This is a genomic window from Gryllotalpicola koreensis, assembly GCF_039538185.1.
GTDB classification, from domain to species: Bacteria; Actinomycetota; Actinomycetes; order Actinomycetales; family Microbacteriaceae; genus Gryllotalpicola; species Gryllotalpicola koreensis.
In genome coordinates this window covers 103,369-127,226 of record NZ_BAABBW010000005.1, presented here as the reverse complement: position 1 = coordinate 127,226, position 23,858 = coordinate 103,369, and the positions used below count along the sequence as shown (strand labels likewise).

Below are 23,858 nucleotides of genomic sequence, written 5' to 3'. Positions count from 1 at the left end.
TCTTCAGCGCGCGGCGGTCGTGAGCGCGTTGTCGCGATAGAAGTCGCGCAGGCGGCGGCGGTTCGGCAGGAACGTCTTCGGGCCCGCGAAGCCCTCGAACACGGCTCGGTAGCGGTGGCGATTCTGCCGGGTCGGCCCGAGGATGAATCCGATCATGTCCATCCTGATCCTGTCCCTGGTGCCCTGCAGGGCGCCTGCGCGGTCGGCTCGACCCCACGTGCGACGGATGTAGCGGAGGATGCTGGCGGCCGTCGAGGCATCCAGCACCACGAGACCCGTGGCCCGCTTCAACCGCTCGGGCAGCCAGCGCGAATAGTTGCCCTCCATGACCCAGCGCTCGCCCGCGATCGCGGCGTCGTGCAGGGCTTCGAACTCGACGTCTGGGCGCTGCAGCCATTGCGTGCCGGGCTGGTGGCGGTACTGGTCGAGGTGCACGACCGGAAGCTCGCGCCGAACGCCGATGGCCACCGCGAGTGTCGACTTGCCGCTGTTCGACGGCCCCAGGATGCAGATCCGCTCGCCGAGGTCTTCAAGGTCCACCTAGCCATCCTCGCAAGAGGCCGCCGGTGTCGGGGGTCTGTGGGAAACTCGGGGTGCCGGCGGGGTTGTGAACAAGTCTACGAATCTTATGCTTGCAATATAAGGGGGTTGGGGTAGGCTCGGGAGTATGTCGAAGGTCGGTTCCGCAGCTTGTGAGGCGCTGTCGCGTCTGGGTGCGGTGCTGCCGGTGGATCCGTCGGCGCTGACGGATGGGCAGCTTCTCGATTTCGTCTCCCGGGTGGAGGCGGCTTCCCGGCAGGTGGAGGCGCTGAAGCTCGCGGCTGCGCGGGCGGTGAGCGAACGCTCGGAGCGGGATGACCCGGACTCGCTGGCCAGGAGATTGGGGTTCAGGACCGCGGCGGGTGCGATCCAGGGGATGACGAAGTCCTCCGGGAAGGAGGCGGCGAAGCTGATCCGCGATGTCGAGGATCTCGCCAAGCTGCCTCAGGTCGAGGCTGCGGTGCTGGACGGGAGGATCGGACGCGAGAGCGCGGCAGCGATCAGCGGGGAGTTGAAGAAGGTCGCGGGGAAAGACTTCGACAGGGCCGAGGTTCGCCAGATCGCGGCCGTCGAGGCCGAACTCGTCGAGCTGGCCACCTCGGTCGGCGCCGACGAGGTGAAGGCCCGTGCGGCCGAGAAAGCCGCCGCGTTGAACGTCCGGGCCGTGGAGGATCAAGCGAAGACGGCCATGGATGGGCGGTTCTTCTGGATCGGACCCACCGTCGACGGGGCTGCGAAAGTGTCCGGGCTGCTGCCGGCGGGGCATGCTGCCGTGGTGCGGGGTGTGTTGGACGGGCTCTCGAACCCGAAGGGGAAGAAGACGGTGAGCTTCGCCCCGGACCCGGATGCTGCGCCGGCGGATGTGCGTACCCGGGGGCAGAAGGCCGCCGACCACCTCAGGGACGTGTTCGCCACCGCCGCGAGGTCGGCGGAAATGCCGGATATGGGCGGGGATCACCCCACCGTGTGGATCTCCACCACCGCAGCCGAGCTGGAGTCCGGGAAAGGGCTCGCGTTCTATGCGGGCACGCCGGAACCTGTCCCCGTGCAGGAGGCCCGGCAGGCGGCGTGTGCGGGTGGGATCCAGACCGTGATCTTCGGCAAAGACGGCGACGCCCTCAACCTCGGCCTGGAAGTCCGCGGGTTCACGAAAAGGCAGCGCCGCGCCATCGCCCTCCGCGACGGCGGCACCTGCATCATCCCGGGATGCGACGTGCCCGCCCAGTGGTGCGAAGTCCACCACGTGACCCCGTACCAGGAGGGCGGACCCACCGACGTGTGCAACGGCGTCCTCGTGTGCTGGTTTCATCACCACGAGATCGACTCGGGGCCCTGGCACCTCAGAATGACCCACGGTACCCCGGAAGTGCGGTACACCCACGGCAGCACCGACACCGGATGGAAACCCACCGGCAACGGCACCGCCGCCAGAATCCGAGCCGCAGCACCACCCGGACGTGATGCGGGGGAGTAGTCCGCCTCCTGCGCGGTCTTCCGTGCGATCTCGAGCGTGATCGTGATCGTGATCGTGATCTGTTGCCGTTGAGCCTCGCCCGCGTAACACGCCGCTGACATGATGAGCGTGTGACCGACCCGAATCTCGCCCAGCTCGCCTCCGCCTACGGCGTCCAGACGGAGTACTGGGACTGGCAGGGGCAGCACGTCGAGGTCGCCGAGGAGACGCTGCGGGCGATCCTGACCGCGCTCGGCGCTGACGTTGCCGACCCGCAAGCCGCGATCGCGGACCGCGCGTTGGCGCCGTGGCGACGGATGCTTCCGCCCGCGGTCGTCGTGACCCAGGGCACAGCCGGACAAGTCGCCGTGCACGTGCCGGATGGGGCGCCCGTCGAGGTGTGGGTCGAACTCGAAGGCAGCGCCGAGCGCACGCCGCTGCGCCAGGTCGACAACTGGAACGAGCCGCGCGACGTCGACGGCGTGCGCACCGGTGAGGCATCCTTCGAGATCCCCGGCGATCTGCCGCTCGGCTACCACCTGCTGCACGCGAGCTCCGACGGGCGCACGGCCGAGACCCGGCTCGCCGTCGCGCCGGCGCGGCTCGAACTGCCCGGCCGCATCAACGCACGACCGGGGTGGGGGCTCGCCGTGCAGCTGTACAGCGTGCACTCCGCCGGCTCGTGGGCCACCGGCGACCTCACCGACCTCAGCGATTTGAGCGTGTGGGCTGCGACGCAGCACGACGCCGATTTCGTGCTCGTCAACCCCATGCACGCCGTCGCGCCGCTCACTCCGATGGCCCCATCGCCGTACCTGCCGGTGACCCGCCGCTTCACCAACCCCATGTACCTGCGGCCCGAGCGCGTGCCCGAGTGGCTCGGACTCAAGCGCGGGGTGCGCAAGCAGTACGAGGAGGCGCGCAAGCAGCTCGCGAAATCGCTCAAGAAGTCGGACACCGTCGAACGGGACGCGGGCTGGGAGCTCAAGCGGTCCGCGCTCGAAGCCGTGCACGCGGTGACGCGCACTCCGGGGCGCGAGGCGTCCTACCAGTGGTTCGTGAAGCAGAACGGCCGCAGCCTCGAGGACTATGCCCGCTGGTGCGCCCTCGCCGCGGAGTACGGCGGCGACTGGCGGCAGTGGCCGGCCGAGCTGCAGGACCCCGACTCGCCAGCCGTCGCCGACTTCGCCCGCGAGCACGAGTGGCAGGTCGACTTCCACCGCTGGCTGCAGTGGCTCACCAGCGAGCAGCTCGACGAGGCGCAGGCCGCCGCCCGCCGGCACAGCATGGCGCTCGGCATCATGCACGACTTGGCCGTCGGCGTGGATTCTGGGGGAGTCGACGCCTGGCGGCTGCAGCAGGTCTACGCCCAGGGCATGATCGTCGGCGCCCCGCCGGACGCGTACAGCCAGACCGGCCAGGGCTGGGGGCAGCCGCCATGGCGGCCCGACGCGCTCGCCGAGGCGGGCTACGAGCCGTTCCGCGAGATCGTCGCCGGCGTGCTCACGCACTCGGGCGGGGTGCGCATGGACCACGTCGCCGGGCTGTTCCGGCTGTGGTGGGTGCCGGAGGGGCGGCCCGCCACCGAGGGCACCTACGTGCGCTACGACCACGAGGCCCTCGTCGGCATCCTCTGCCTCGAGGCGCACCGCGCCGGCGCCGTCGTCGTCGGCGAGGATGTCGGCGTCGTCGAGCCGTGGACCCGCGAGTACCTCGCCGGCCGCGGCATCTTCGGCACCTCCATCCTGTGGTTCGAGCGCGACTACTTCGGCGACGGCCGGCCGCTCGCTCCCGAGCGCTGGCGCGAGCTGTGCCTGGCATCCGTCACCACTCACGACCTTCCGCCGTCGCTCAGCTATCTCGCCGGCGACCACGTGCTGCTGCGCGAGAAGCTCGGGCTGCTCACCCGCTCCGTCGCGGACGAGCTCGCCGACACGCGCGCCGAGCGCGAGGTGTGGCTCGCGACGCTGCGCGAGCGCGGTCTGCTGTCGGCCGACCTCGAGCCGAGCGACGACGACATCGTGCTCGCCGTGCACCGCTTCCTCGCCCAGACGCCCGCGCGGCTGCGAGCGCTCTCGCTGCCCGATGCGGTCGGCGACCGGCGCACGCAGAACCAGCCGGGCTCGGTCGACGAGTACCCGAACTGGCGCGTGCCGTTGACGGATTCCACGGGCAAGCCCGTTCCGCTTGAGAAGGTGTTCACCTCCGAGCGCGCGGCGCAGCTGATCGGAGCCGTGCGCGGGCGGTGAACCCCCAGCTGCTGATCGTCCTGGCGCTACTGGTCGCCGCCATCGCGATGTTCGCGATCGGCCGGCCTCGCATGGACGTGGTGGCGGTGATCATGATCGTCGGCCTGCCGCTGACGGGCGTGCTCACCGTGCCCGAGACGCTCGCCGGCTTCGCCGACCCGAACGTCGTGCTCATCGGGGCGCTCTTCGTCGTCGGCGAGGCGCTGTCGCGCACGGGCATCACCTACCGGCTCGGCGATCGGCTCGCCCGGGCCGCCGGCACGAGCAGCACCCGCCTGCTCGTGCTGCTCATGGTGTGCGTCGGCGTGCTCGGGGCGGTGATGAGCTCGACGGGCGTCGTCGCGATCTTCATCCCTGTCGTGCTCAGCATCGCGAAACGGCTCGGCGTCTCGCCGCGCCGGCTCATGATGCCGCTCAGCTTCGCCGCGCTCATCAGCGGCATGCTCACCCTCATCGCCACCGCGCCGAACCTGGTGGTCGACGCCGAGCTGCGCCGCGCCGGCCACGCCGGGTTCGGATTCCTCACGATCACGCCCTTCGGCCTCGTGATCCTCGCCCTGGGCATCGCCTACATGCTGTTCGCGCGGCGGTTCCTGGGCGGTGCCGCCGACGCGGCGGACTCCGGCGAGCGCACGACCTTCCCCGCGCTCGTCGAGAAGTACGGCCTCGCCGCCCGCGAGCGCCGCCTGCGCGTCGGCCGGCGCTCGCCGCTGATCGGCACGGAGGCGGACAGCGCGGCGGTGCGCCGGCAGCACGGCATCCGTGTCCTTGCCGTCGAGCGCAGCAGGTGGGGCCAGAGGCGGCTCGCACTCGGCACCGAGCCGCAGGGGTTCACGATCAAGGCGGGCGACGTGCTGCTCGTGGACGTCGAGGATGCCGCAGACCCCGCGGCGCTCGCGCGTCGGCTCGGCGCGGAGGAGCTGCCGCTCGGCGAGGGGCTGCTCGTGCAGAGCGCGCGCGAGCTGGGGCTGGCCGAGATCATCCTGCCGCCGAACTCCGCGGCGCTCGGCCGCACCGTCGCCGAGCTCAGGATGCACGATGATCACGACGTCGATGTGATCGGCATCCGTCACGGCGTCGAGAACGTCGAGCACGCCGTCTCGCACGAGCGGCTGCGCCTCGGCGACACGCTGCTCGTCGTCGGCAGCTGGGATGCGATCAGGCGCCTGGCCGCCCCGGGGGGCGACTTCATCGCCCTCGAGCTGCCCGTCGAGGTCGAGGAGCGCGTGCCGGCCGGCAGCCGTGCGCCGCTCGCGCTGCTCAGCCTCGCCGTGATGATCGTGCTCATGGTGACCGGCCTCGTGCCGAACGTCATCGCCGCGCTGATCGCGTGCTTGCTGATGGGCGTCTTCGGCTGCATCGACCTGCCCTCGGCGTATCGCGCGATCCACTGGCCGACGCTGCTGCTGATCGTCGGCATGCTGCCGTTCGCGCTCGCCCTCGACAAGACCGGGGGCATCGACCTGGTCGCCTCGGGGCTCGCCGACGCGCTCGGCCACGCCGCGCCGCTCGTGATCCTCGCAGGGCTCTTCGTCGTGACGGCGGTGATCGGCCTGTTCGTCAGCAACACGGCCACCGCGGTGCTGATGGCGCCCGTCGCGATCGGTATCGCGGGGCACCTGCACGCGTCGCCGTATCCGTTCGCGATGGTCGTCGCGCTCGCGGCATCCGCCGCCTTCATCACACCCGTCTCGTCACCGGTGAACACACTCGTGCTCGACCCGGGCCGCTACCGCTTCGGCGACTTCGTGAAGGTGGGCGCGCCGTTCACCGTGATCGTGCTGCTGGTCGCGGTGTTCCTCGTGCCGGTGATGTTGCCGCTGCACCCGTAGAGCAGCGCTGCGCCGCTCAAAGCCGGTCAGGATCCAGGTTCAGCGTGGTGTCCGCGTAGAGGTACTGCTGGTCGCCGAACACCTGCAGGTTCTTGTTGAGCCAGATGAGGTCGGTGACCGTGATGCCGAAGCGGGCCGCCACGACCGAGGTGACATCGCCCGCGGCGACGCGGTAGCTGCGCGGCGCGCCGGTCGAGGTCTTTGCCGTCACCGTGCCGGTCGCGAACTGCCGTGGGCCGCCGTCGACCGGGTGCACGTTCGACTGCCGCACCGGGATCGACCAGTGCAGCGTGTTCACGGCGAGCACCTTGTTCGGCCCGAGCTCGACCGGCACGCCGTCGGCCGACGCGACGGAGGAGTAGGTCACGAGCGTCGTCAGGTACGACGGCTGGCCGATCGCGCCGAGCGAGGCCGACGACGCCGAGGCAGCCGAGGTGGTCGGTCCGCCGAGCACGTGGTCGGCGACCCCGTGCCAGGTGAGCCCGTCGCCGACCCTGGGCGGGATGTCGATCAGCGTCACGGACACGGGCACCGGCACGGTCGACGTGAACCCCGAGTACTGCACGGCGTAGCTGTTGTCGCCGTTCGCGACCACCCGATAGTGGAAGTGGATGCTGCCCTTCGGCGAGGCGACGTCGCCCTGCGCCACGACCGTTCCGGCCGGAACGGGAGTGAGTGTGGGGCTCGGCTCGGGTGTGGAGACCGGCTCGGGCGTCGCGAGGTGCGACATCGCCGGATTCGGCGCCTCGGTGGGCGTCGGCGGCGCGGTCAGGGTGGGCGTCATGCTCGGGCTCGCGCTCGGCGAGGCGGACAGCGCGTGGGCGTGCTTCGGCTTCGCCGGGGTCGTGCCAGCCGCGAAGCAGCCGCTGAGGGTGAGCAGCATCATCGCCGCGACGCCGATCGCGGCGAAGTTGCGTTTTCTCACATCGGCGATCCTGTCATGCCCGGGGTGCGGCATCTGTCACCCGAACGAGCCACATCGCGGCCCGGCCGAGCAGTTCGCGGTGCTCGGGGCTGTCGTACGACGCAGCGTCGTGACCGAGCGCGTCATACACGACAGGGGCATCGCCGAAGCGGTGGGTCCACACGAGCGGGTGGGCCGTGCCGTCCAGCCTGTGCTGCGCGAGCACGTGCGCGCCGGCGCCGACCCGGAGCTGCGTGTAGAGCTCGTCGTGCAGCTCGAAATCGGTGAGGCCGGCGGTGATCGGATGCCCGTCATCGACGATCTCGACGTGGGCGTTGCCGTACGGCGGGTGGTACGTCGTGCCGCGCACCCAGAGCCCGCCGAGCACGGATTCCCACTCGGGGACCGCCGGCAACGAGGTCGACGACACGTGCGAGACGAGCAGCGGGCGGCCTGCGGAGACGTACTCGAGCAGGCCGGCCCTGGTCGCGGCATCCGCCGCCTCGTCCCGCGAGTCGCCCGGGTTCCCGACGTTCAGCACGAGCAGCTCGACGTCGCCGGGGGAGGCGAGCCGGGCATCCACGTTCTCGTCCACCTCGACCTCGAAGCCGACGCCGTGCAGCACGCTTGCGATGCGTGCCGAGGTCTCAGGGAACGGATGCCACGGGTCGGCGTACCTGCCGGAACCCGAGACGACGACGGCGCGAGAGCTCACACTGTCGAGTTAACCATCGGTTGAGACGCCGTTCACCGACGAGGGACAGGTTCGGATTCATGAGCAGAACCCCCACCTCGCGCCGGCGCACCCGAGTCCTTCTCGCGCTCGGCGCCACCGCAGCCCTCGCCTGCACAGGCGCCGTCGCAGCCAACGCCAACGGCTGGAACTCCGTCCCGTCGCACGACTTCAGTGCGGCATCCGATGCGTTCTCCGGCTCTGCCCGCGTGAACGGGGGCGTCGTGACCGGCAACGTCCTGCGCAACGATCGCGGCGCCACCGCCGTCGTGCGCAACACGAACCCCGCGAACGGCACCGTCACCGTGAACGCGGACGGCAGCTTCAGCTACACGCCCAAGGCCGGCTTCACCGGCACCGACACCTTCACCTATACGGCGACGGATGCCGTGCAGCTGTTCCGCGACGCCACGGCGAAGGGCACGGCGATCCCGCCGCTTGCGACCGTCGCCGGGCCGAACGGCACGACCACCTCGATCTCGGGTGAGGGCTACGGCTCGTCGCTCGCGCCGGTGCCCGGTCACGACGGCTGGTTCTACGGACTCACCGACCGCGGCCCCAACGCCGACGACCCGCTCGGCAACAAGTCGGAGCCGCTGCCGTCGTTCACGCCGCAGATCGGGGAGTTCAAGCTTGTCGGCGGGAAGGCCGAGCTGCAGAAGACCATCACGCTGAAGGGGCCGAAGAACGTCACGGGCCCGGCGGGCGTCACGGGCCAGCCGTACAGCGGCCGGCCGCCGCAGCCCGACACCAAGGAGACGATCGACGACGTCGCGAAGAGCAGCGGAACGACTGGCGTTCCCGTTGCACCGGACCCCGACGGATACGACTCTGAGGGTCTCGTCGCCCTGCCCGACGGCACCTTCTGGGTGTCGGACGAGTACGGCCCCTACGTCACCCACTTCGACGCGAACGGCTACGAGATCGGGCGCCTCACGCCCTATCAGAGCAGCCCGAACAACCGGTTCCACAAGATCGTCGGATACCTGCCCGCCGAGCTCGCCGACCGCCTGAACAACAAGGGCATGGAGGGGCTGACGGTCACTCCGGACGGCTCGACCCTCGTCGGCGCGATGCAGTCGGCGCTGCAGCTGCCCGATCTCGGCTCGACCAAGGCATCGAAGGTGGCGGCCACGCGCATCGTCACGATCAACCTCCGCACCTACACGACGCACCAGTACCTCTATCTGCTCGACAACCCCGGCACGACCGGCGATGCGATCAGCGAGATCACGGCGCTGTCGGCCACGAAGTTCCTCGTCGACGAGCGCGACGGCAACTTCGAGCCGTTCGCGAACAAGAACCTCTACGAGATCGACCTGAATGGCGCGACCGACGTGAGCGGACTCACCGTCGGCGGGAAGTCGCCGGAGGCGCTCGTGGGGGCATCCGACACCAACACCGCCCTCGCCACCCTGACCGCCGCGGGCGTGCAGGTCGCGCAGAAGCAGCCGTACGTGCAGGTGGGCACGCTGCTCAGCCAGCTCGACCCGACGGGCAAGCTGTTCGGCCACGACAAGGTCGAGGGCGTGGCGACGACGGATGCCGGCAAGACGCTGTACCTCTCGAACGACGACGACTTCGGCATCGACTACATCGGGAACAACGGCGACGCGAGCCCGCAGCCCGACGCCGACGGCACCTGGGGTGTGCACCAGAAGGTGCTCCCGGCCACCGGCGCAGAGGACAACGGCGAGATCCTCAAGATCGACACGACGAAGCTGCCGGCGGTGCTGAAGACCGTCACGGTGACGATCCGGGTGCGCTGACCCGAGTGGGGCTCGCGGCTACGCTCTCGCGACCGCGAGCTCCACGACGGCCCACGACAGGGCAGGCAGCGTGACGCGCACCTCGCCGCCCTCGTCGATCGCGACCGCGTCGAGGCGCCTCAGGCCGACGGCATCCTGCGCCTGCTCCGTGTTCGCGGTGAAGCGGTCGCCGCCCTCTGGAACGGTGAGCACCTCGGCGCGCGTGATCGCGCTGGCCGCGAGGCCGCGCAGCGACACGGTGACGTCGGATGCCTCGTCGAGCCCGCGGTTCGCGAGGAAGAGCGCCACCCGACCGCGCTCCTCGTCGTAGGTCGAGCTCGCGTCGACGACGGGAGCGTCGCCGTAGCGGGCCGAGTCGAAGCGGTCGCCCATGGCAGCTGTGCGCAGGATCTGACCGCTCGCCAGCTCTGCCATGCGCGCGAACGGCCAGAAGATCGTCTGCCGCCACGCCGGCCCGCCCGCCTCGCTGCGGATCGGCGCGATGACGTTGACGAGCTGCGCCTGGTTGGCGATCGTGACGCGGTCGCCGTGGCGCAGCAGCGAGTTGAGGAAGCTGCCGACGACCACGGCATCCGTCACGTTGTAGGTGTCCTCGATGAGGCGCGGGTGCTCGCGCCAGACGCCGCGCTCCTCGACGACGTGCGGCTGGTCCTCCGTGTCGAGGCCGACCTGGTACCAGACGTTCCACTCGTCGAAGGAGAGGTTCACGGTCTTCGCCGACTTGCGCTTGGCCTTCACGGCGTCGACCGTCGCGACGACCTCGTCGATGAACGCGTCCATGTCGTTCGAGCTCGCGAGGAACGACAGTGCGTCGCCCTCGTGCTCCTGGTAGTAGGCGTGCATCGAGACGTAGTCGACCTCGTCGTAGGCGTGCGAGAGCACCGTGTGCTCCCACTCGCCGAAGGTCGGCATGTTGCGGCCGGACGAGCCGACCGCGACGACCTCGATCGACGGGTCGACGAGCTTCATGGCCTTGGCGGATTCCTGCGCGAGCCTGCCGTACTCGTCGGCCGTCTTGTGCCCGATCTGCCATGGGCCGTCGAGCTCGTTGCCGAGGTTCCAGACCTTGATGCCGAAGGGGTCCTTCGCGCCGTTCTTCACCCTGAGGTCGGACCAGTAGGTGCCGCCGGGGTGGTTCGCGTACTCGACGAGCGCCCGCGCCTCCTCAACGCCGCGGGTGCCGAGGTTGATCGCCTCCATCACCTCGACGCCGGCCTCCTTGGCCCAGCCGGCGAACTCGTGCAGGCCGAAGGCGTTGGTCTCGACCGTGTGCCAGGCGCCGTCGAGGCGCCGCGGGCGCTCCTCGACGGGCCCGATGCCGTCCTCCCAGCGGTAGCCCGAGACGAAGTTGCCGCCCGGGTAGCGCACGATCGACACGCCCAGCTCACGGGTGAGGTCGAGCACGTCACGGCGGTATCCGCGCTCGTCGGCCGCGGGGTGGCCTGGCTCGAAGATGCCCGTGTACACGCACCGCCCCATGTGCTCGACGAACGAGCCGAACAGCCGCCTGGGCACCGGCCCTACGGTGAAATCGCGGTCGACAATGATGCGCGCAGAAGTCATGCGCCGATTTTTACATCGTTGTAATGGCGAGGGCAAGTCCGGCGCCTACTCGCGCTGCGCAACGCTGTCCCGGTGCACCAGCCGATGCGGGATCACGATGTCGGACGCCGGTGCGTGCGAGTCGGCGATGCGGCGCGCGAGGGCGCTGAGCGCGGCATCGGCGATGGCGCGCTTGTCGAAGCCGACGGTCGTCAGGGCGGGGATCGCGAACGCGGCCTCGTCAATGTCGTCGAAGCCGGCGACCGACATGTCCCGCGGCACGCGGATGCCGCGCTTCGCGAGCACGTGCAGCACGCCGAGCGCCATCGCGTCGGTGAAGCAGAACACCGCATCGGGCAGCGCGCCGCCGGTGCGGTCGAGGCGATCGAGAAAAGCGGAGAGCTCGGATGCCGCGGCCGCGGGCGTCCACTGCGTGGCGACGAGGTTCAGCGCAGGATCGACAGCGAGGCCCGCCGCCTCGAGCGCCTCGCGGTGCCCCTGCATGCGCAGCAGGCTCGTCGCCGAGCGCCAGCGCTCGTCCGAGCCGCCCATGATCGCGATGTGCCGGTGACCGGTCGCGAGAAGGTGTTCGGTCATCTCGCGCGCCGCCCCCTGGCTGTCGACGTGCACCTGGTCGACGCCGTACGGCTCGACCTCGCCGATGACGACGGTGGGCGGCAGCTCGGCCGTGCCGGCGACGACGCTCTTCGACAGCAGAGTGGGGTTGAGGATCAGCCCGTCGATGAGGTGCGTCCGGGCCCGCGAGACGAGCTCGACCTCGCGGTGCGGGTCGTTTCCGCTCTGCTCCAGCTGGATCGCCCAGCCCCGCTCGTGGGCGAGCTCGACGAAGCTGCGCGCGAGCTCAGCGGAGTAGGCGGTGCTGAGGTCGGGAAGGGCGAGCGCGATGTTGCCCGAGCGGCCGTTGCGCAGGCCACGGGCCGACATGTTGGGCACGTAGTCGAGCTCGGCGAGTGCGGATTCCACGCGCTCGCGCGTCTCGGCGCGCACGGGAACGACGCCGTTGATCACGTTCGAGACCGTCTTGGGCGACACCCCGGCGAGGGCGGCCACGTCCCGTACCGTTGCACGCATCCTGGCACGAGCATATCGGGGCGGATCAGGCTCTTGCGCTCCGATTCCAACGATGTAATGCTCGCTGCACTGCCACATGACAAGGAGGTCGAGATGGCGACATCACCGGGACTCTCACGGCGGAGCTTCCTCGCCGCGGGTCTCGCCGGGCTCACCCTCCCGGCACTCGCCGCGTGCGCCGGGCCCCTCTCCGCCGGCCTCGCCGGCGCCCAGCTCGACCCGCGCACGCTGGTCTACTGGAACCTGTTCGGCGGCGGCGACGGCAGCCGCATGCAGGCGATGGAGGCGGGCTACCAGAAGGCGCACGGCGGGGCGAGCTCGCTCCAGTCGACGGTCTTCACCTGGGGGAATCCGTACTACTCGAAGGTGACGCTCTCGACGGTGGGCCACAAGCCGCCGGACGTGGCGGTCGCCCACCTGACGCGGGCGAAGCCGCTCTGGGAGGGCGGCATCCTCGATCCCATCACCGACGACGACCTGGCGCTCGTCGGGCTCAGCCCCGACGACTTCAGCCCGGCGCCGTGGAAGGCGCAGAAGACCGACGGGCACACCATCGCGATCCCGCTCGACACGCACCCGCTCGTGATGTTCTACAACCTCGACGTGGTGCAGAAGGCGGGCCTGCTCGGCGGCGACGGCCAGATCGTCGCCCTCGACTCCATGGAGACATTCGAGGCCGCCCTCGCCGCGATCAGCAAGGTGACCAAGGGGCCGGCGATCACCGTCGCCAACGTCGCGGGCGAGACCGCGACACCCTGGCGCGTCTTCACGACGCTCTACAACCAGCACACGGACGCCACGCCGTTCCTCTCCGACAACGGGTCGAAGCTCACCGTGAACTGGGATGTCTTCGAGGACGTCACCTCGCGCATCCAGAGCTGGGTCAAGAAGGGGTGGCTCAACAGCGGCCTCGACTACGGCACGGCGCAGTCGTACATGTTCACCGGCAAGGCGGGCATGTACCTCGAGGGGGAGTGGGAGATCACGACGGCACAGCTCGTGAAGGGCCTCAAGTTCGACATGGCGCCCGTGCCGACGCTGTACGACAAGCCCGCGTCGCAGGCCGACTCGCACACCTTCGTCCTGCCGAAGAAGGACAGGACGCCCGAGCAGAAGAAGCAGGTGATGGGATTCATCAAGTCGATGCTCGACCAGAGCATGACCTGGGCCCAGGGCGGTCACGTGCCCGCCTATCTGCCGATCGCCGACAGCGCCGCGTACAAGAAGCTCGAGCCGCAGGCGCACTATGCGTCGGCGGCGAGCCACGCGGTCTACGACGACCCCGCCTGGTACGGCGGCTCCGGCTCGACCTTCGAGGGCATCGTCGGCGCCGAGCTCGGGCTCGTGCAGCAGGGCGTCGCCTCACCCGCCCAGGCCCGCCAGTCGATCACGAGCCAGCTGGCGATCTACCTGAACACCCCGAGTCCCCTTTAGACCCCCCGGAGGTACAACGACGTGACCACCGCCCAAGCGCCTGCGGCCGCGCTCATCAAGCCGCGTGCGACCCGCTCGGCATCCGCCCCTCGCTCCATCTCGCCCCTGCGTCGCGGCGACGGCCGCAGCGGGTGGCTCTTCCTGGCGCCGTTCGGTGTCTTCTACCTGGTGTTCCTCATCGGCCCGACGATCTACATGATCGTCGCGAGCTTCTTCAACACCTCCCTGGTGCACACCGACCTTGGCTCGTTCGCCGGGTTCGCGAACTACGCCGAGATGCTCACCAGGCCCGACTTCTGGAGCGCCATGTGGCATACGCTCCAGTTCACGATCTACACGACGCCGCCGCTCGTGATCTTCGCGTTCGTCTTCGCCGTGCTGACCAACCGACTGCGCCACGGGCAGTGGTTCTTCCGGCTGGCGTTCTTCCTGCCGTTCATCCTGCCGAGTGCGACCATCTCGCTCATCTGGGTGTTCGTGTTCACTCCGGCGACGGGCCTGTGGGCGTATCTGCAGCAGCTGCTCGGCATGACGCCGGGGAACGGCATCCTCGCGAATCCGAACACGGCGATGATCGGCATCGCCATCGCCACCGTGTGGTGGACGCTCGGATTCAACTTCGTGCTCTACCTCGCCGGTCTGCAGGACATCCCGCGCGAGCTGTACGAGGCCGCCGCCGTCGACGGCGCGTCGAACTGGGCGCAGATCCGGCACATCACACTGCCGCTGCTCGGCCGCACGACGACGCTCGTCATCCTGCTGCAGATCATCGCGAGCCTGAAGATCTTCGACCAGGTGTACCTGATGACGAGCGGCGGGCCGGGCATCTCGACCCAGGTGGCCCTCGGGCTCGTTACAGGAACAGCCTTCACCGACAACCGCGTCGGTGCGGCATCCGCCGCCTCTGTCCTGCTCTTCATCGTCATCGTGGCTGTCGCCGTCATCCGGCAGCTGTTCGACCGCTCTGCGGCACGAAGGGAGGCGTGAGATGACCACGACCACAGCAACCGGCCGCCGGCGCTCCTACGTCTCTGGGGCGGCGCCGCACTCCACAGGAGCACGCATCGGCACAAGCGGGAAGACCTTCCAGGTCGTCTCGGTGATCGTGCTGGTCGTGTTCGCGATCATCTGGCTGATCCCCAGCCTGTTCGCCCTGAAGACCTCGCTCACCGACAACGGCGTCGCGGCGCTCGGCGCGCAGGCGATCCTGCAGCACTGGAATCCGACGCTGCACTCCTTCGCCTCGTTCTTCCAAGCCGGGGACATCTGGAACTGGTACCTCGCGAGCGGCATCACCTCGGTGATCACGGCGTTCCTGACCGTGCTCTTCGCCTCCATGGCGGCATATGCGCTGTCGCGCCTCCGCTTCCGGGGGCGGAACGTGACGTTCCTGCTCGTGATCCTCGGCATCATGATCCCGACCCAGGTGCTGATCGTTCCGATCTTCCAGATGCTGAACTGGATGTCGCTGCTGAACACCTACTGGTCGGTGATCTTCCCGCAGGTGCCGGCCGTGATCGCGGTGTTCATCTTCAAGCAGTTCTTCGACGGCATCCCCGCCGAGATGGAGGAGGCGGCGCGCATCGACGGCGCCAACCGCTGGCAGGTGTTCTGGTCGCTCGTCCTGCCGCTGTCGCGGCCGGTCATCGCGGCCGTGTCGATCCTCACCTTCGTCGGGGTGTGGAACAACCTGCTGCTGCCGCTGTTCGTGCTCTCGAACCCGAACCTGATGACGATCCCGGTCGGCCTCGCGACGGTGCAGTCGAGCTTCGGCCAGCGCTACGCCGACATCCAGGCCGGTGCGATCCTCGCGGCGCTGCCGCTCATCATCCTGTACTTGATCTTCCAACGGCAGATCGTGGAGGGCGTCACGGGCAGCGGGCTCAAGGGCTGAGCCCGCGTCAGGGCTCGACGAGCACCTTGCCGATCGCGCCGGCGTCGACCGCGTCGTGCGCGGCGGCGGTCTCGGCGAGCGGGAAGCGGATGAGCGGCAGGCCGTACTCCTCGCCGACGCGCAGCGCCCCCGCGGCGACGGCGGCGCTCACGTCGGCGACCGCCGCCTCGAGCAGCTCACCGGGCAGCGTGTAGAGCAGCAGGCCCTGGTAGCGCAGCCCGAGCGAGAACGTGGGGCGGATGTCGAGGATGAGCTGCTCGCCGCCGTTGTTCGCATAGAACGCGATCGTCGCGCCGGTCTTCGCGACCTGCTGGTCGAGCGCGTTGTTCACAGCCGGGGCCACCTCGACGATTAGGTCGACGCCGTCCGGCGCGGCGGCGCGGATGCCTGCGGCGGCATCCGTGTGCCGGTAATCCACCACGTGGTGCGCGCCTGCCGCACGCGCGAGCTCCGCCTTCTCCTCGCTGCTGACCGTGGCGATGACGGATGCCCCGGCCCAGCGCGCCAGCTGGATCGCGGCGTTCCCCACCGCCCCTGCGCCGCCCTGCACGAGCACGTGCAGCCCCGTGAGGGAGCCGGGGGACAGGCGCGCGACGGGCCCGGAGGTGAGCGCGCGGTGCGCCGTGATCGCCGGCACGCCGAGGGCGGCGCCGAGCTCGAGGCTGGCGGTCTCGGGCAGGCGCACCGCTCGGCTCGCCGGCACGGTGACGTACTCGGCCGAGGTTCCGTATGGCTGCCCGTGCTGGGCGAGGAAGAGCCACACCCGGTCACCGACCTCGAGCCCGTCCACCCCGAGGCCGACGGCGTCGACGACGCCCGCGCCGTCCTGCCCCGGCGTGACCTCGGCGAAGTTGCCGCGCGAGGCCCCACCCGAGCGGCTCTTCACGTCCGTCGGGTTCACCCCGCTCACGACGACCTTCACCCGCGCCTCGCCGACGCCCGGCTCGGGAACCGGCCGGTCGACGAGCCTCAGAACGCTGGACGGCCCCTTCTCGGTGTAGACGATCGCGCGCACAATCAGACGTCCGTGTAGCGGACGAGCTTTCGGCCGGCCGTGATCTCGCCGAGCTGGTTCGCGCCCTCTGGCGTCGCGCGGAAGGCGCGGTAGGCGTCGTCGGCCTCGAGCGACTCCCAGCGCTCGACGACGACGTAGTGCGTCGGGTCCTCGGCGTCGACCGCGACGGTGCAGCCGAGGTTGCCGGGGAACGCCCGCGTCGCGACGAGGGTCTCGTCGATGATGCGCTCGGCGTCTGCCAGGCGCTCGGGTGTGATGGTCAGTTCGAGCAGAGAGGTGACAGTCATGACCTCACGCTACGCCGCGGCGTGGCGCCCGTGGCCGCTCGCCAGCCTCCCGTCGTGCAGCTGCAGCACCCGGTCGGCGTACTCGGCCATGCGCGGGTCGTGCGTCGAGACGATCGCGGCGACGCCCTCCTCGTGCACGAGCGCCGCGATGAGCGCCATCATCTGCGCCGCCGTCCCCGAGTCGAGCTGGCCGGTCGGCTCGTCGGCGATGAGCACGCGCGGCTGGTTGGCGAGGGCACGCGCGATGCCGACGCGCTGCTGCTGCCCGCCCGACAGCTCGTAGGGCCGCTGATTCGCATGGTCGGCGAGCCCCACGGCGGCGAGCAGCTCGACGACGCGCGCCCCGCGCTCGGCGGCGGGCGTGCGCACGATGCGCATCGGCACCTCGATGTTCTCGGCGGCCGACAACACGGGCAGCAGGGCGAAGGACTGGAACACGAATCCGATCTCTCGCTGACGGATGCCGGCGAGCGCGTCCTCCGACGCGGCGGTGAGCTCGACCCCGCCCAGCATCACCGTGCCGGCCGTCGGCTTGTCGAGGCCGCCGAGCAGGTTGAGGAGCGTCGTCTTCCCGCTGCCGGAGGGGCCGCGCAGCAGCACGAGCTCGCCGGGGTGCAGCTCCAGCGAGACGTCGGTCAGGGCATCCACCTCGGTCTCTCCGCTGCCGTAGACGCGCCGCAGCCCTTGCGCGATGATGATCGCCCCGCTCGTCTCGGTCATGGGCTCGCTCATTCGCTGTCTCCCTTCCGTACCTCGGCGTGGTCGGGCTCGAGTGACAGCCTCACCCGGTGCTTGAGGTCAAGCGCCTGCACGTAGTCCGGCGGCAGCTGCAGCCGGCCGACACGGTCGAGCACGGCGAACTCCTCGGCGATGTGGCGCTCGGCGCCGTCGTCGCTCACCTCGGTGCGCCGCAGCGTCTCGGTCGAGGTGCGCCCGTCGCGGATCTGCACCGTGCGCCGCACATGGTCGGAGACCCCAGGGTCATGCGTGACGATCAGCACGGTGACACCGAGCCGCTCGTTGACGGCGCGCATCGCCTCGAGCACGAGCGCGGAGTTCGCCTCGTCGAGCTCGCCCGTGGGCTCGTCGGCGAGCAGCACCTCCGGCTCGTTCGCGAGCGCGACGGCGATCGCCACGCGCTGCTGCTGGCCGCCGGAGAGCTGCTGCGGCTTGCGGGCGCCGAGCTCGCCGATGTCGAGCAGCTCGAGCAGCTCAGCGGCACGCGCGGCACGGCGCGACCGCGGCACGCGCGCGACTGCGAGGGCGAGCGCGATGTTCTCTGCGGCGCTGAGATACGGGATCAGGTTGCGGCCCGTCTGCTGCCACACGAAGCCCACGACGTGGCGGCGATAGCCGACGCGGTCGCGCTCGCGCATGGCGAGCAGGTCGAAGCCGGCGACGGATGCCTGACCAGCGGTCGGCACGTCGAGGCCGGAGAGGATCGACAGCAGTGTCGACTTGCCGGAGCCCGAGGCGCCGACGAGCGCGGTGAGCTCCCCTGGGGCAACCTCGAGGTTGAGGCCCTGCAGCGCCTGCACCTCGACGCCCTCTGCGGAGAAGATCCGCACGAGGTCGCGGCAGTGGATCGCGGGTTCGGTCATTCTGCCCCCATCTTGACGGTGCCGGTCGGGTCGGTGCGCCGCGCGACGAGCACGGCGACGAGGATGGCGAGCGCGGCGACGCCGAGCACACCGGCGAGCAGCCGGCCGAGCTGGGCCCAGTCCGTCGCGACGGCGAGTCGGGTCGCGCCGCCGGTGAACGGCGCGAAGTCGGTCGTCGCGACGAGCAGATGCGGCATCGCGAGCCCGAGGCCGAGCCCCACAGCGGCGGAGGCCACGACGATCGGCACGATCTCCCACACGACGAGTCCGAGTGATTGGCCGCCCGTGAGTCCCATCGTGCGCAGCATCGCGATCGCCCGGTTGCGCGCGGCGCCGGCGGTGACCGAGCCCGCGAACACGGCGATCGCGGCGAGCACGGCGCTGCCGATCGCGCCAACGACGAGGGAGATGCGCAGGCCGGATGCCGCAGGGGCCGCGTTCACGACGGCGACCTCGGCCGCGGCATCCGTCACCACCGCATACGGCGCAACGTGCCTGATCGTCTTCTCGACGGGGGCGGGGTCGGCGCCGGACGTGAGCGACACCAGCAGCTGGGTCGGCTCGAAATCCTCGGAGGTGAGCTGCTTCGCGAAGGCCTTGTCGATCAGCGCCCAGCGGGAGTCGGCGCCGAGCTGCGCGTCCTGGGGCAGGACGCCGACGATCACGACTTTGGTTGTGCCGAGCTCCTGTTTCGCTCCGAGCGGGTGGGCGTCGGTGACATCGGAGGACACCACGATCGGGATGCGTCCGTCGTGCTTCGCGGCGAGGTCGCCGGGGATGTCAGGGCGCACGCGGTGCAGCTCGCGGCTGTCGGCGAAGATGCTCTGCACGGTCGTGGTCTTGCCGTTGAGGCCGAGGTCGAGGTTGTTGCTCGCCATGGTACCGCTGAGCTCGGCGACGCCGGGGGCCGCGCGCACCGCCGCGACCGCCTTGGCATCGAAGAGGGAGCCGTCCGCGCGGATGTCGGCGCCGACCTGCCCGACCGCGTGCGCGTGCGCGCCGCTCTGGATCGTCGTGAGGATGCCGGAGGACAGCACCGCGATCGAGACGCCGACCACCACGGCGAGGGCGGCCGCGACGCCGAGCGCGGGGTCGCGCATGGCGCGGGCGGCGCCGATGAACGCCACCGCCCCGCGGCCCCGCCGCGCGAGGGCGAGTCCGGCGCGCAGGGCGAGCGGCAGCAGCCGCAGCACCACGATGCTCACCGCGAGCGCCAGCAGCAGGGGAGTGAGAGCGAGCAGGGCGTCGAAGCCGGCATCCGCCACCGGTCCGCGCCGCAGCAGCAGGAAGGTCGCCACGGCGGCCGCGCCGACGACGCACGCCTCGACGATCCAGCGCACGTTCCCGCGGGCGCGCACCGACAGGTCGCGGCGCGTGCTGCGGAAGCCGGCGCCGCTGCCGAGCGCGGCGTACAGCACGGCCGGCACAAGACCGGCGAGCAGGGGGACGACCCAGGCCGCGGCATTCGCAGCGTTCGAGCCCGGCAGGATCAGCTGGGCGATGAGCGCCCCGATCACTGTGGCGGGAAGGCCCGCGACGAGCCCCTCGAGGCCGGCCGCGCCCCGCAGTTGCGCGGGGGTCGCCCCGCGCGCGGCGACGAGGGCAAGCACCGCCGCGCGTCGCTCGAGCACCGCCCGCACCGCGAGCGCGAACACGGCGACGACGACCCCGGCCGGCCCGCCCGCCAGCACTGCGATGACCGCGAGCGTCGCGGCGATGCGCCCGATGCTCTCGCCAATGGTGGTGCCGAGGTCCGTGCTCACCGGCACGCGCACGGTCTGCCCGGGCTCTGCGGCGGGGATCGAGATCTGCCTGGCCTGCATCGCCGCGATCCCCGACCTGACCTGCGCCGCGTTCGCGCTCGTGATCGCTGCGGCGTCGACGGGGAACCAGAAGGTGCCGTTGAAGACGGTCGTGTCCTGGAACGCCGCGATCGTCAGGGGGTTCACGAAGCCGACGGCGGTGTAGATGTCCGGCCCGTTGACGCCCGGCTCGACGTTCGCCTTCACGATGCCGGGCGTGTTCTGCCAGTAGTCCGAGCCGGGGTCGACGGGATCGAAGATGCCGGCGACGCGCACACGCACCTGGACGAGCTGGGTGAGCTGGGTGTCGAACACGTCGCCGACCGTGAGGTTCATCGTCTTCGCCGCCGCGGCCGAGATCGTGAGGTCGATCGGCGAAGCCGTGGTGAAGTCGCCTGGGGTGCCGGTGGGCTGGCCGTCCGGTCCGTACTGCGGCGCGGGCGCCGTCCACGCCTTCGGCAGAGCGCCGGCCGTGAGCTTTACGTGCTGCTCGTACTTCGGGTCTGCGGAGAGCCCGAACAGGTACGTGCCCTTCACATCGACCGGGCTCGCCGCGTTCACCTGCTGCGGCGTGCTGCTCACGACGACGTGCGGCGTGCCGAGCACGGCGCGCAGCGGGGCGGATGCCTGCTGCTTCGCTTTCGCGAGCGCCGCGTCGACCCGCCCGAATGCCCACTCAGCGCTTCCCTCAGCCGGCTTCCTGCCCGGCGCCTCGCCGACGAGGAACGGGATCACCGCGCCGCTCACGTCGCGGCGCGGATCGGCGAGACCGCTCACGGAGTGGTGGAGATCGGATGCCTCGAGCGCGGCCGTCGCCCGTGGGACCAGCCCGCACGCGAGCGCCACGAGGAGCATGAGCACGGCGACCAGGGCGGTGATGGGCGCTCCGGGCGCGACGATGCGCACGAGCAGCGGCAGCGTGCCCGTGCGCGGACTGCGTGCTCGGCCGCTCATCGCGCCCCCTCCCGCGCGATGACGGTGCGCGCCTGCTGCGCGACGCGCGCGGCGTAGACGGCGACGATGCCGGCGACGACGATCGCCATCGCGAGCGCGGCGGCGCCGAGGCCGACCGCGTCGAGGTGCAGGGGCAGCGGCAGCCCGGCGAAGGGGCTCTCGATGGCGACGCGCGCGAGGCCGGGCACGACGAGCAGGCTCACGACCGCGCCGCTGATCGCCCCGCCCACGGCCGCGGCAAGGCAGGCGGCGACGAGCTCCCAGCTGCGCAGCCGCGCGAGGGTGCGCGGGGCGAGGCCGAGGGCGCGCAGCACGCCGACCTCCTCCGCCCGCAGGCGCAGCAGCTCGCCGGCGACGGCCGCGAGGGCGATGAGCGCGAGCACCGCGCCGCCGGCCATGCCGAGCCAGAGGGCGGCCGGCACGGCGTCGAGCACCTGCGAGCCGGCGTCGACGGCAGGGCCGGTGACGCGGGAGCCCGGCACGGAGCGCTCGATCGCGGCGGCGGCGTCGCGCGGGGCATCCGTTCTCACCCAGATGCGGTCAGGGGTGAGCGGGTCCGAGCCGCGCATGATGCGCTGCGTCTGCACGGCGGGGAGCGCGGCGAAGGCGGCGGCGTCACCCTGCGCACCGGGCACCTGCGGCACGACGGATGCCACGGTCGCGTTCATGGTGCCGCCCGCCCCACCGCTGAGGTCGAAGGTGAGCTCGGTGCCGCGCGTGGCATGGTTCGTGTCGGCGAAGGCGGTCGAGACGGCGATCGGGACCTCCTGCGTGCCGGCCGGGACGAAGCGCAGATTGATCGCCGGGAATCCGCCCATTCCCCTGTGGGTGAAGCCAAGGGTGCCATCGATCGTGGGGGAGCCCGCCGGATCGTCGTTCGCGCTGTCACCCGCCGGCTTCCACGCCGTGCCGAGATCGACCGGCGCGGCAGTGCCGCCGGGGCCCGTCGCGACGATCTTGGTCACGTGGAATGCGATATCCGAGTTGACGATCGTCCCGAGCCCCGTGGCCGGATCCACCACCAGCCCGTCGAATGCCGGCACGCTCACGTCGACTGCGACGAGCCGCCGCCCGTTTCCGGCCGGAAGCGTCGCGTGCGCGCCGGTGCCGTCGGCATTCAGCGTCACCGGCAGGCGCGCCCCGTTCCCGTCGGCATCGACGACGTACGTGTCGAGTGTGGGCGTTATGCCGCTGATCGTGGTCGTGAAGTCGAGTGCCGTCGCCCCGTCGGCGATCGTCGCCCCGAGCAGGGGAGCGGCGACGGCCCTCGCGAGCGCGGCCGGGTCCGCGGCGCCGCCCGCCGGGGACACCGCCGAGCGGATGCTCGCGGTGCCGAGCGCCGACAGATTGAACTCCGCGCCGTCGTCGTTCTGCCAGGAGAAGCCGACCGCCGGCGCGGCGCCCGCGACGCCGGGCAGTTTCGCGATGCGTGCGGCATCCGTCGCCCCTACGTCGCTCACCACGAGGTCGCCGCCCGCGTGCAGGGTCGCCGTGCTCACGGACGCCGCCTGCCAGGTCGGCGTGTAGCACGCCGCGACGATCAGGCCGCCGCCCGCGAGCGCGATGAGCACGATCGGCGAGGCGATCATGCGCGCGCGGCGGGCGAGCTGGTTCGCGACGAGGGTGAGCCGGGCTCCGTCGCCGTGCGCGGCGACGCGCTCGACCAGGCGCGCGATCGGCGAGACGACAGCGAGGCAGAGCACAGCGAGCGCCGCGAGGCACAGTGCGGGTGCGAGCACCGCGATCGGGTCGACCTGCGCGCCCGCGCTCGTGGGCGATAGTGGAGATCCGAACTGCAGGTAGCGCCACAGGCTGAGCACGGCGGCGGCCACGAGCAGCACGAGGAGCCCGGGGGCGGCGAGGCGCCGCACGCGGCCCGAGTCGTCCACGGTGTCGCGGCGGAACGCGAGCCGCGCCGAGTTGTAGGCGACGCCCGCGACGAGCACGGTCGCCGCGACGACGACTGCGAGCACGATCGATCCGAGCAGCGGCCAGGTGAGCGGGTGCTCGCCGAACGCGAGCAGCGCCCCGCTCGCGATGCCCGCGCCGAGCAGCGCGCCGACGCCGGAGACGATGAGTGCCTCCAGTGTCGTCGTGCGCAACACCCGGCCCGCCGAAGCGCCGCGCGAGCGCAGCAGGGCGGTCTCGCGCAACCGCACCCCGTCGAGCAGGCGGGCGAGTTCGGCGAGGGTGACGAGTCCGATCGCGGCGACGAGCAGCAGGGGGACGGGCTGGATGCCGGCCAGCGGCGCCACCCGCGCCGCGAGCGCCTTCGCCTGGCTGTCGAGCGTGCCGGTCTTCTCGACGCCCTGCGCCCCGACCGCGTCGTCGTCGATCATCGCCGTGTGGATCCGCGAGCCCGCGCGCGCGAGCACGGGCAGGTCGGCGGGGGTGATGCGGGTGGCATCCGCCCGCACCGTCCAGATGAAGTCCTCGCTCTCATCGGCGGAGATGCGCGTCACCGTGACGGGCACGGATGCTCCGCCGCGCCGCAGCTCGCGCGAGATGATCGCCTCGGCGTGCGCGATCTGCGTCTTCGTGTCGTCGGACTTCGGCGCGTCGTAACGCAGCTCGGCCTGCGAGCCGGAGAGCTGTGCGATGCCGCCGCGCACCCCGTCGAGGGCGGCGGAGTCGAGGTGCCCGACGAGGCCGACTCCGAGGCCTGCGAGCAGCGCGCAGACGCACGCGAGCGCGGCGAAGAGCGCGCTGTGCGCACGCACGCGTCGGGCCGCGATCATGCGGACACTCTAGGGGTTG

The 23,858-nt window shown here is 71.0% G+C and carries 18 protein-coding genes; 7 read left to right on the top strand and 11 right to left on the bottom strand.

Annotation, left to right across the window (positions count from 1 at the left end):
• Positions 1 to 3: 3 nt before the first annotated feature.
• Positions 4 to 540, bottom strand: coding sequence for a P-loop NTPase family protein (locus ABD708_RS15025; protein ID WP_344755893.1), 537 nt, complete (start codon positions 538 to 540; stop codon positions 4 to 6).
• Positions 541 to 667: 127 nt separating this feature from the next.
• On the opposite strand from ABD708_RS15025, the gene ABD708_RS15020 reads away from it, so the two are divergent.
• From ABD708_RS15020 to ABD708_RS15010, 3 genes are all read left to right on the top strand, one after another.
• A complete protein-coding gene (locus ABD708_RS15020) occupies positions 668 to 2,014 on the top strand; it encodes an HNH endonuclease signature motif containing protein (protein WP_344755891.1) in 1,347 nt (448 codons plus the stop codon).
• A gap of 110 nt (positions 2,015 to 2,124) precedes the next feature.
• Positions 2,125 to 4,242 (top strand): 4-alpha-glucanotransferase, encoded by a 2,118-nt coding sequence (gene malQ / locus ABD708_RS15015; RefSeq protein ID WP_344755889.1) that lies wholly within the window; start codon positions 2,125 to 2,127, stop codon positions 4,240 to 4,242.
• Complete coding sequence (locus ABD708_RS15010; RefSeq protein WP_344755887.1) at positions 4,239 to 6,074, top strand: SLC13 family permease; 1,836 nt, start codon at positions 4,239 to 4,241, stop codon at positions 6,072 to 6,074. The genes malQ and ABD708_RS15010 overlap by 4 nt, the downstream gene beginning before the upstream one ends.
• A gap of 16 nt (positions 6,075 to 6,090) precedes the next feature.
• Here ABD708_RS15010 and ABD708_RS15005 read toward each other — a convergent pair whose 3' ends face one another.
• On the bottom strand, positions 6,091 to 6,999 hold the full coding sequence (locus ABD708_RS15005) for a LysM domain-containing protein (protein WP_344755885.1): 909 nt from the start codon (positions 6,997 to 6,999) through the stop codon (positions 6,091 to 6,093).
• 13 nt (positions 7,000 to 7,012) lie between these two features.
• Positions 7,013 to 7,693, bottom strand: a complete 681-nt coding sequence (locus ABD708_RS15000; protein ID WP_344755884.1) for a ThuA domain-containing protein — start codon at positions 7,691 to 7,693, stop codon at positions 7,013 to 7,015.
• A gap of 59 nt (positions 7,694 to 7,752) precedes the next feature.
• Here ABD708_RS15000 and ABD708_RS14995 point away from each other — a divergent pair, with 59 nt between their 5' ends.
• Positions 7,753 to 9,480 (top strand): esterase-like activity of phytase family protein, encoded by a 1,728-nt coding sequence (locus ABD708_RS14995; RefSeq protein WP_344755882.1) that lies wholly within the window; start codon positions 7,753 to 7,755, stop codon positions 9,478 to 9,480.
• A gap of 18 nt (positions 9,481 to 9,498) precedes the next feature.
• On the opposite strand, the gene arfA is transcribed toward ABD708_RS14995, so the two are convergent.
• A complete protein-coding gene (arfA, locus tag ABD708_RS14990; RefSeq protein WP_344755880.1) occupies positions 9,499 to 11,043 on the bottom strand; it encodes an arabinosylfuranosidase ArfA in 1,545 nt (514 codons plus the stop codon).
• 45 nt (positions 11,044 to 11,088) lie between these two features.
• The gene (locus ABD708_RS14985) at positions 11,089 to 12,093 is read right to left on the bottom strand and encodes a LacI family DNA-binding transcriptional regulator (RefSeq protein ID WP_344755878.1); all 1,005 of its coding nucleotides are present in this window, start codon (positions 12,091 to 12,093) and stop codon (positions 11,089 to 11,091) included.
• 114 nt (positions 12,094 to 12,207) lie between these two features.
• Here ABD708_RS14985 and ABD708_RS14980 point away from each other — a divergent pair, with 114 nt between their 5' ends.
• The 3 genes from ABD708_RS14980 to ABD708_RS14970 are packed head-to-tail and all read left to right on the top strand — an operon-like array spanning position 12,208 to position 15,442.
• Positions 12,208 to 13,548, top strand: coding sequence for an extracellular solute-binding protein (locus ABD708_RS14980; protein WP_344755876.1), 1,341 nt, complete (start codon positions 12,208 to 12,210; stop codon positions 13,546 to 13,548).
• Positions 13,549 to 13,569: 21 nt separating this feature from the next.
• Entirely contained in the window at positions 13,570 to 14,535 is a 966-nt protein-coding gene (locus ABD708_RS14975) for a carbohydrate ABC transporter permease (protein ID WP_344755874.1), read from the top strand.
• A 1-nt stretch (position 14,536) separates the two neighbouring features.
• Positions 14,537 to 15,442, top strand: a complete 906-nt coding sequence (locus ABD708_RS14970; protein WP_344755872.1) for a carbohydrate ABC transporter permease — start codon at positions 14,537 to 14,539, stop codon at positions 15,440 to 15,442.
• Between the two features lie 7 nt (positions 15,443 to 15,449).
• Here the strand turns inward: ABD708_RS14970 and ABD708_RS14965 are convergent, their stop codons facing one another.
• From ABD708_RS14965 to ABD708_RS14940, 6 genes are read right to left on the bottom strand one after another with little or no spacing between them, the layout of a single operon-like run.
• Complete coding sequence (locus ABD708_RS14965) at positions 15,450 to 16,457, bottom strand: NADPH:quinone reductase (RefSeq protein WP_344755870.1); 1,008 nt, start codon at positions 16,455 to 16,457, stop codon at positions 15,450 to 15,452.
• Positions 16,458 to 16,459: 2 nt separating this feature from the next.
• The gene (locus ABD708_RS14960; protein WP_344755869.1) at positions 16,460 to 16,744 is read right to left on the bottom strand and encodes a putative quinol monooxygenase; all 285 of its coding nucleotides are present in this window, start codon (positions 16,742 to 16,744) and stop codon (positions 16,460 to 16,462) included.
• Positions 16,745 to 16,753: 9 nt separating this feature from the next.
• Positions 16,754 to 17,476 carry an ABC transporter ATP-binding protein gene (locus ABD708_RS14955; protein ID WP_344755867.1) on the bottom strand — a complete coding sequence of 241 codons (723 nt, stop codon included), beginning with the start codon at positions 17,474 to 17,476 and terminating at the stop codon, positions 16,754 to 16,756.
• Entirely contained in the window at positions 17,473 to 18,345 is an 873-nt protein-coding gene (locus ABD708_RS14950; RefSeq protein ID WP_344755865.1) for an ABC transporter ATP-binding protein, read from the bottom strand. Before ABD708_RS14950 ends, ABD708_RS14955 begins: the two co-directional genes overlap by 4 nt.
• Complete coding sequence (locus ABD708_RS14945) at positions 18,342 to 21,101, bottom strand: ABC transporter permease (RefSeq protein WP_344755863.1); 2,760 nt, start codon at positions 21,099 to 21,101, stop codon at positions 18,342 to 18,344. Before ABD708_RS14945 ends, ABD708_RS14950 begins: the two co-directional genes overlap by 4 nt.
• The gene (locus ABD708_RS14940; protein ID WP_344755861.1) at positions 21,098 to 23,839 is read right to left on the bottom strand and encodes an FtsX-like permease family protein; all 2,742 of its coding nucleotides are present in this window, start codon (positions 23,837 to 23,839) and stop codon (positions 21,098 to 21,100) included. The genes ABD708_RS14945 and ABD708_RS14940 overlap by 4 nt, the downstream gene beginning before the upstream one ends.
• Positions 23,840 to 23,858: the final 19 nt, after the last annotated feature.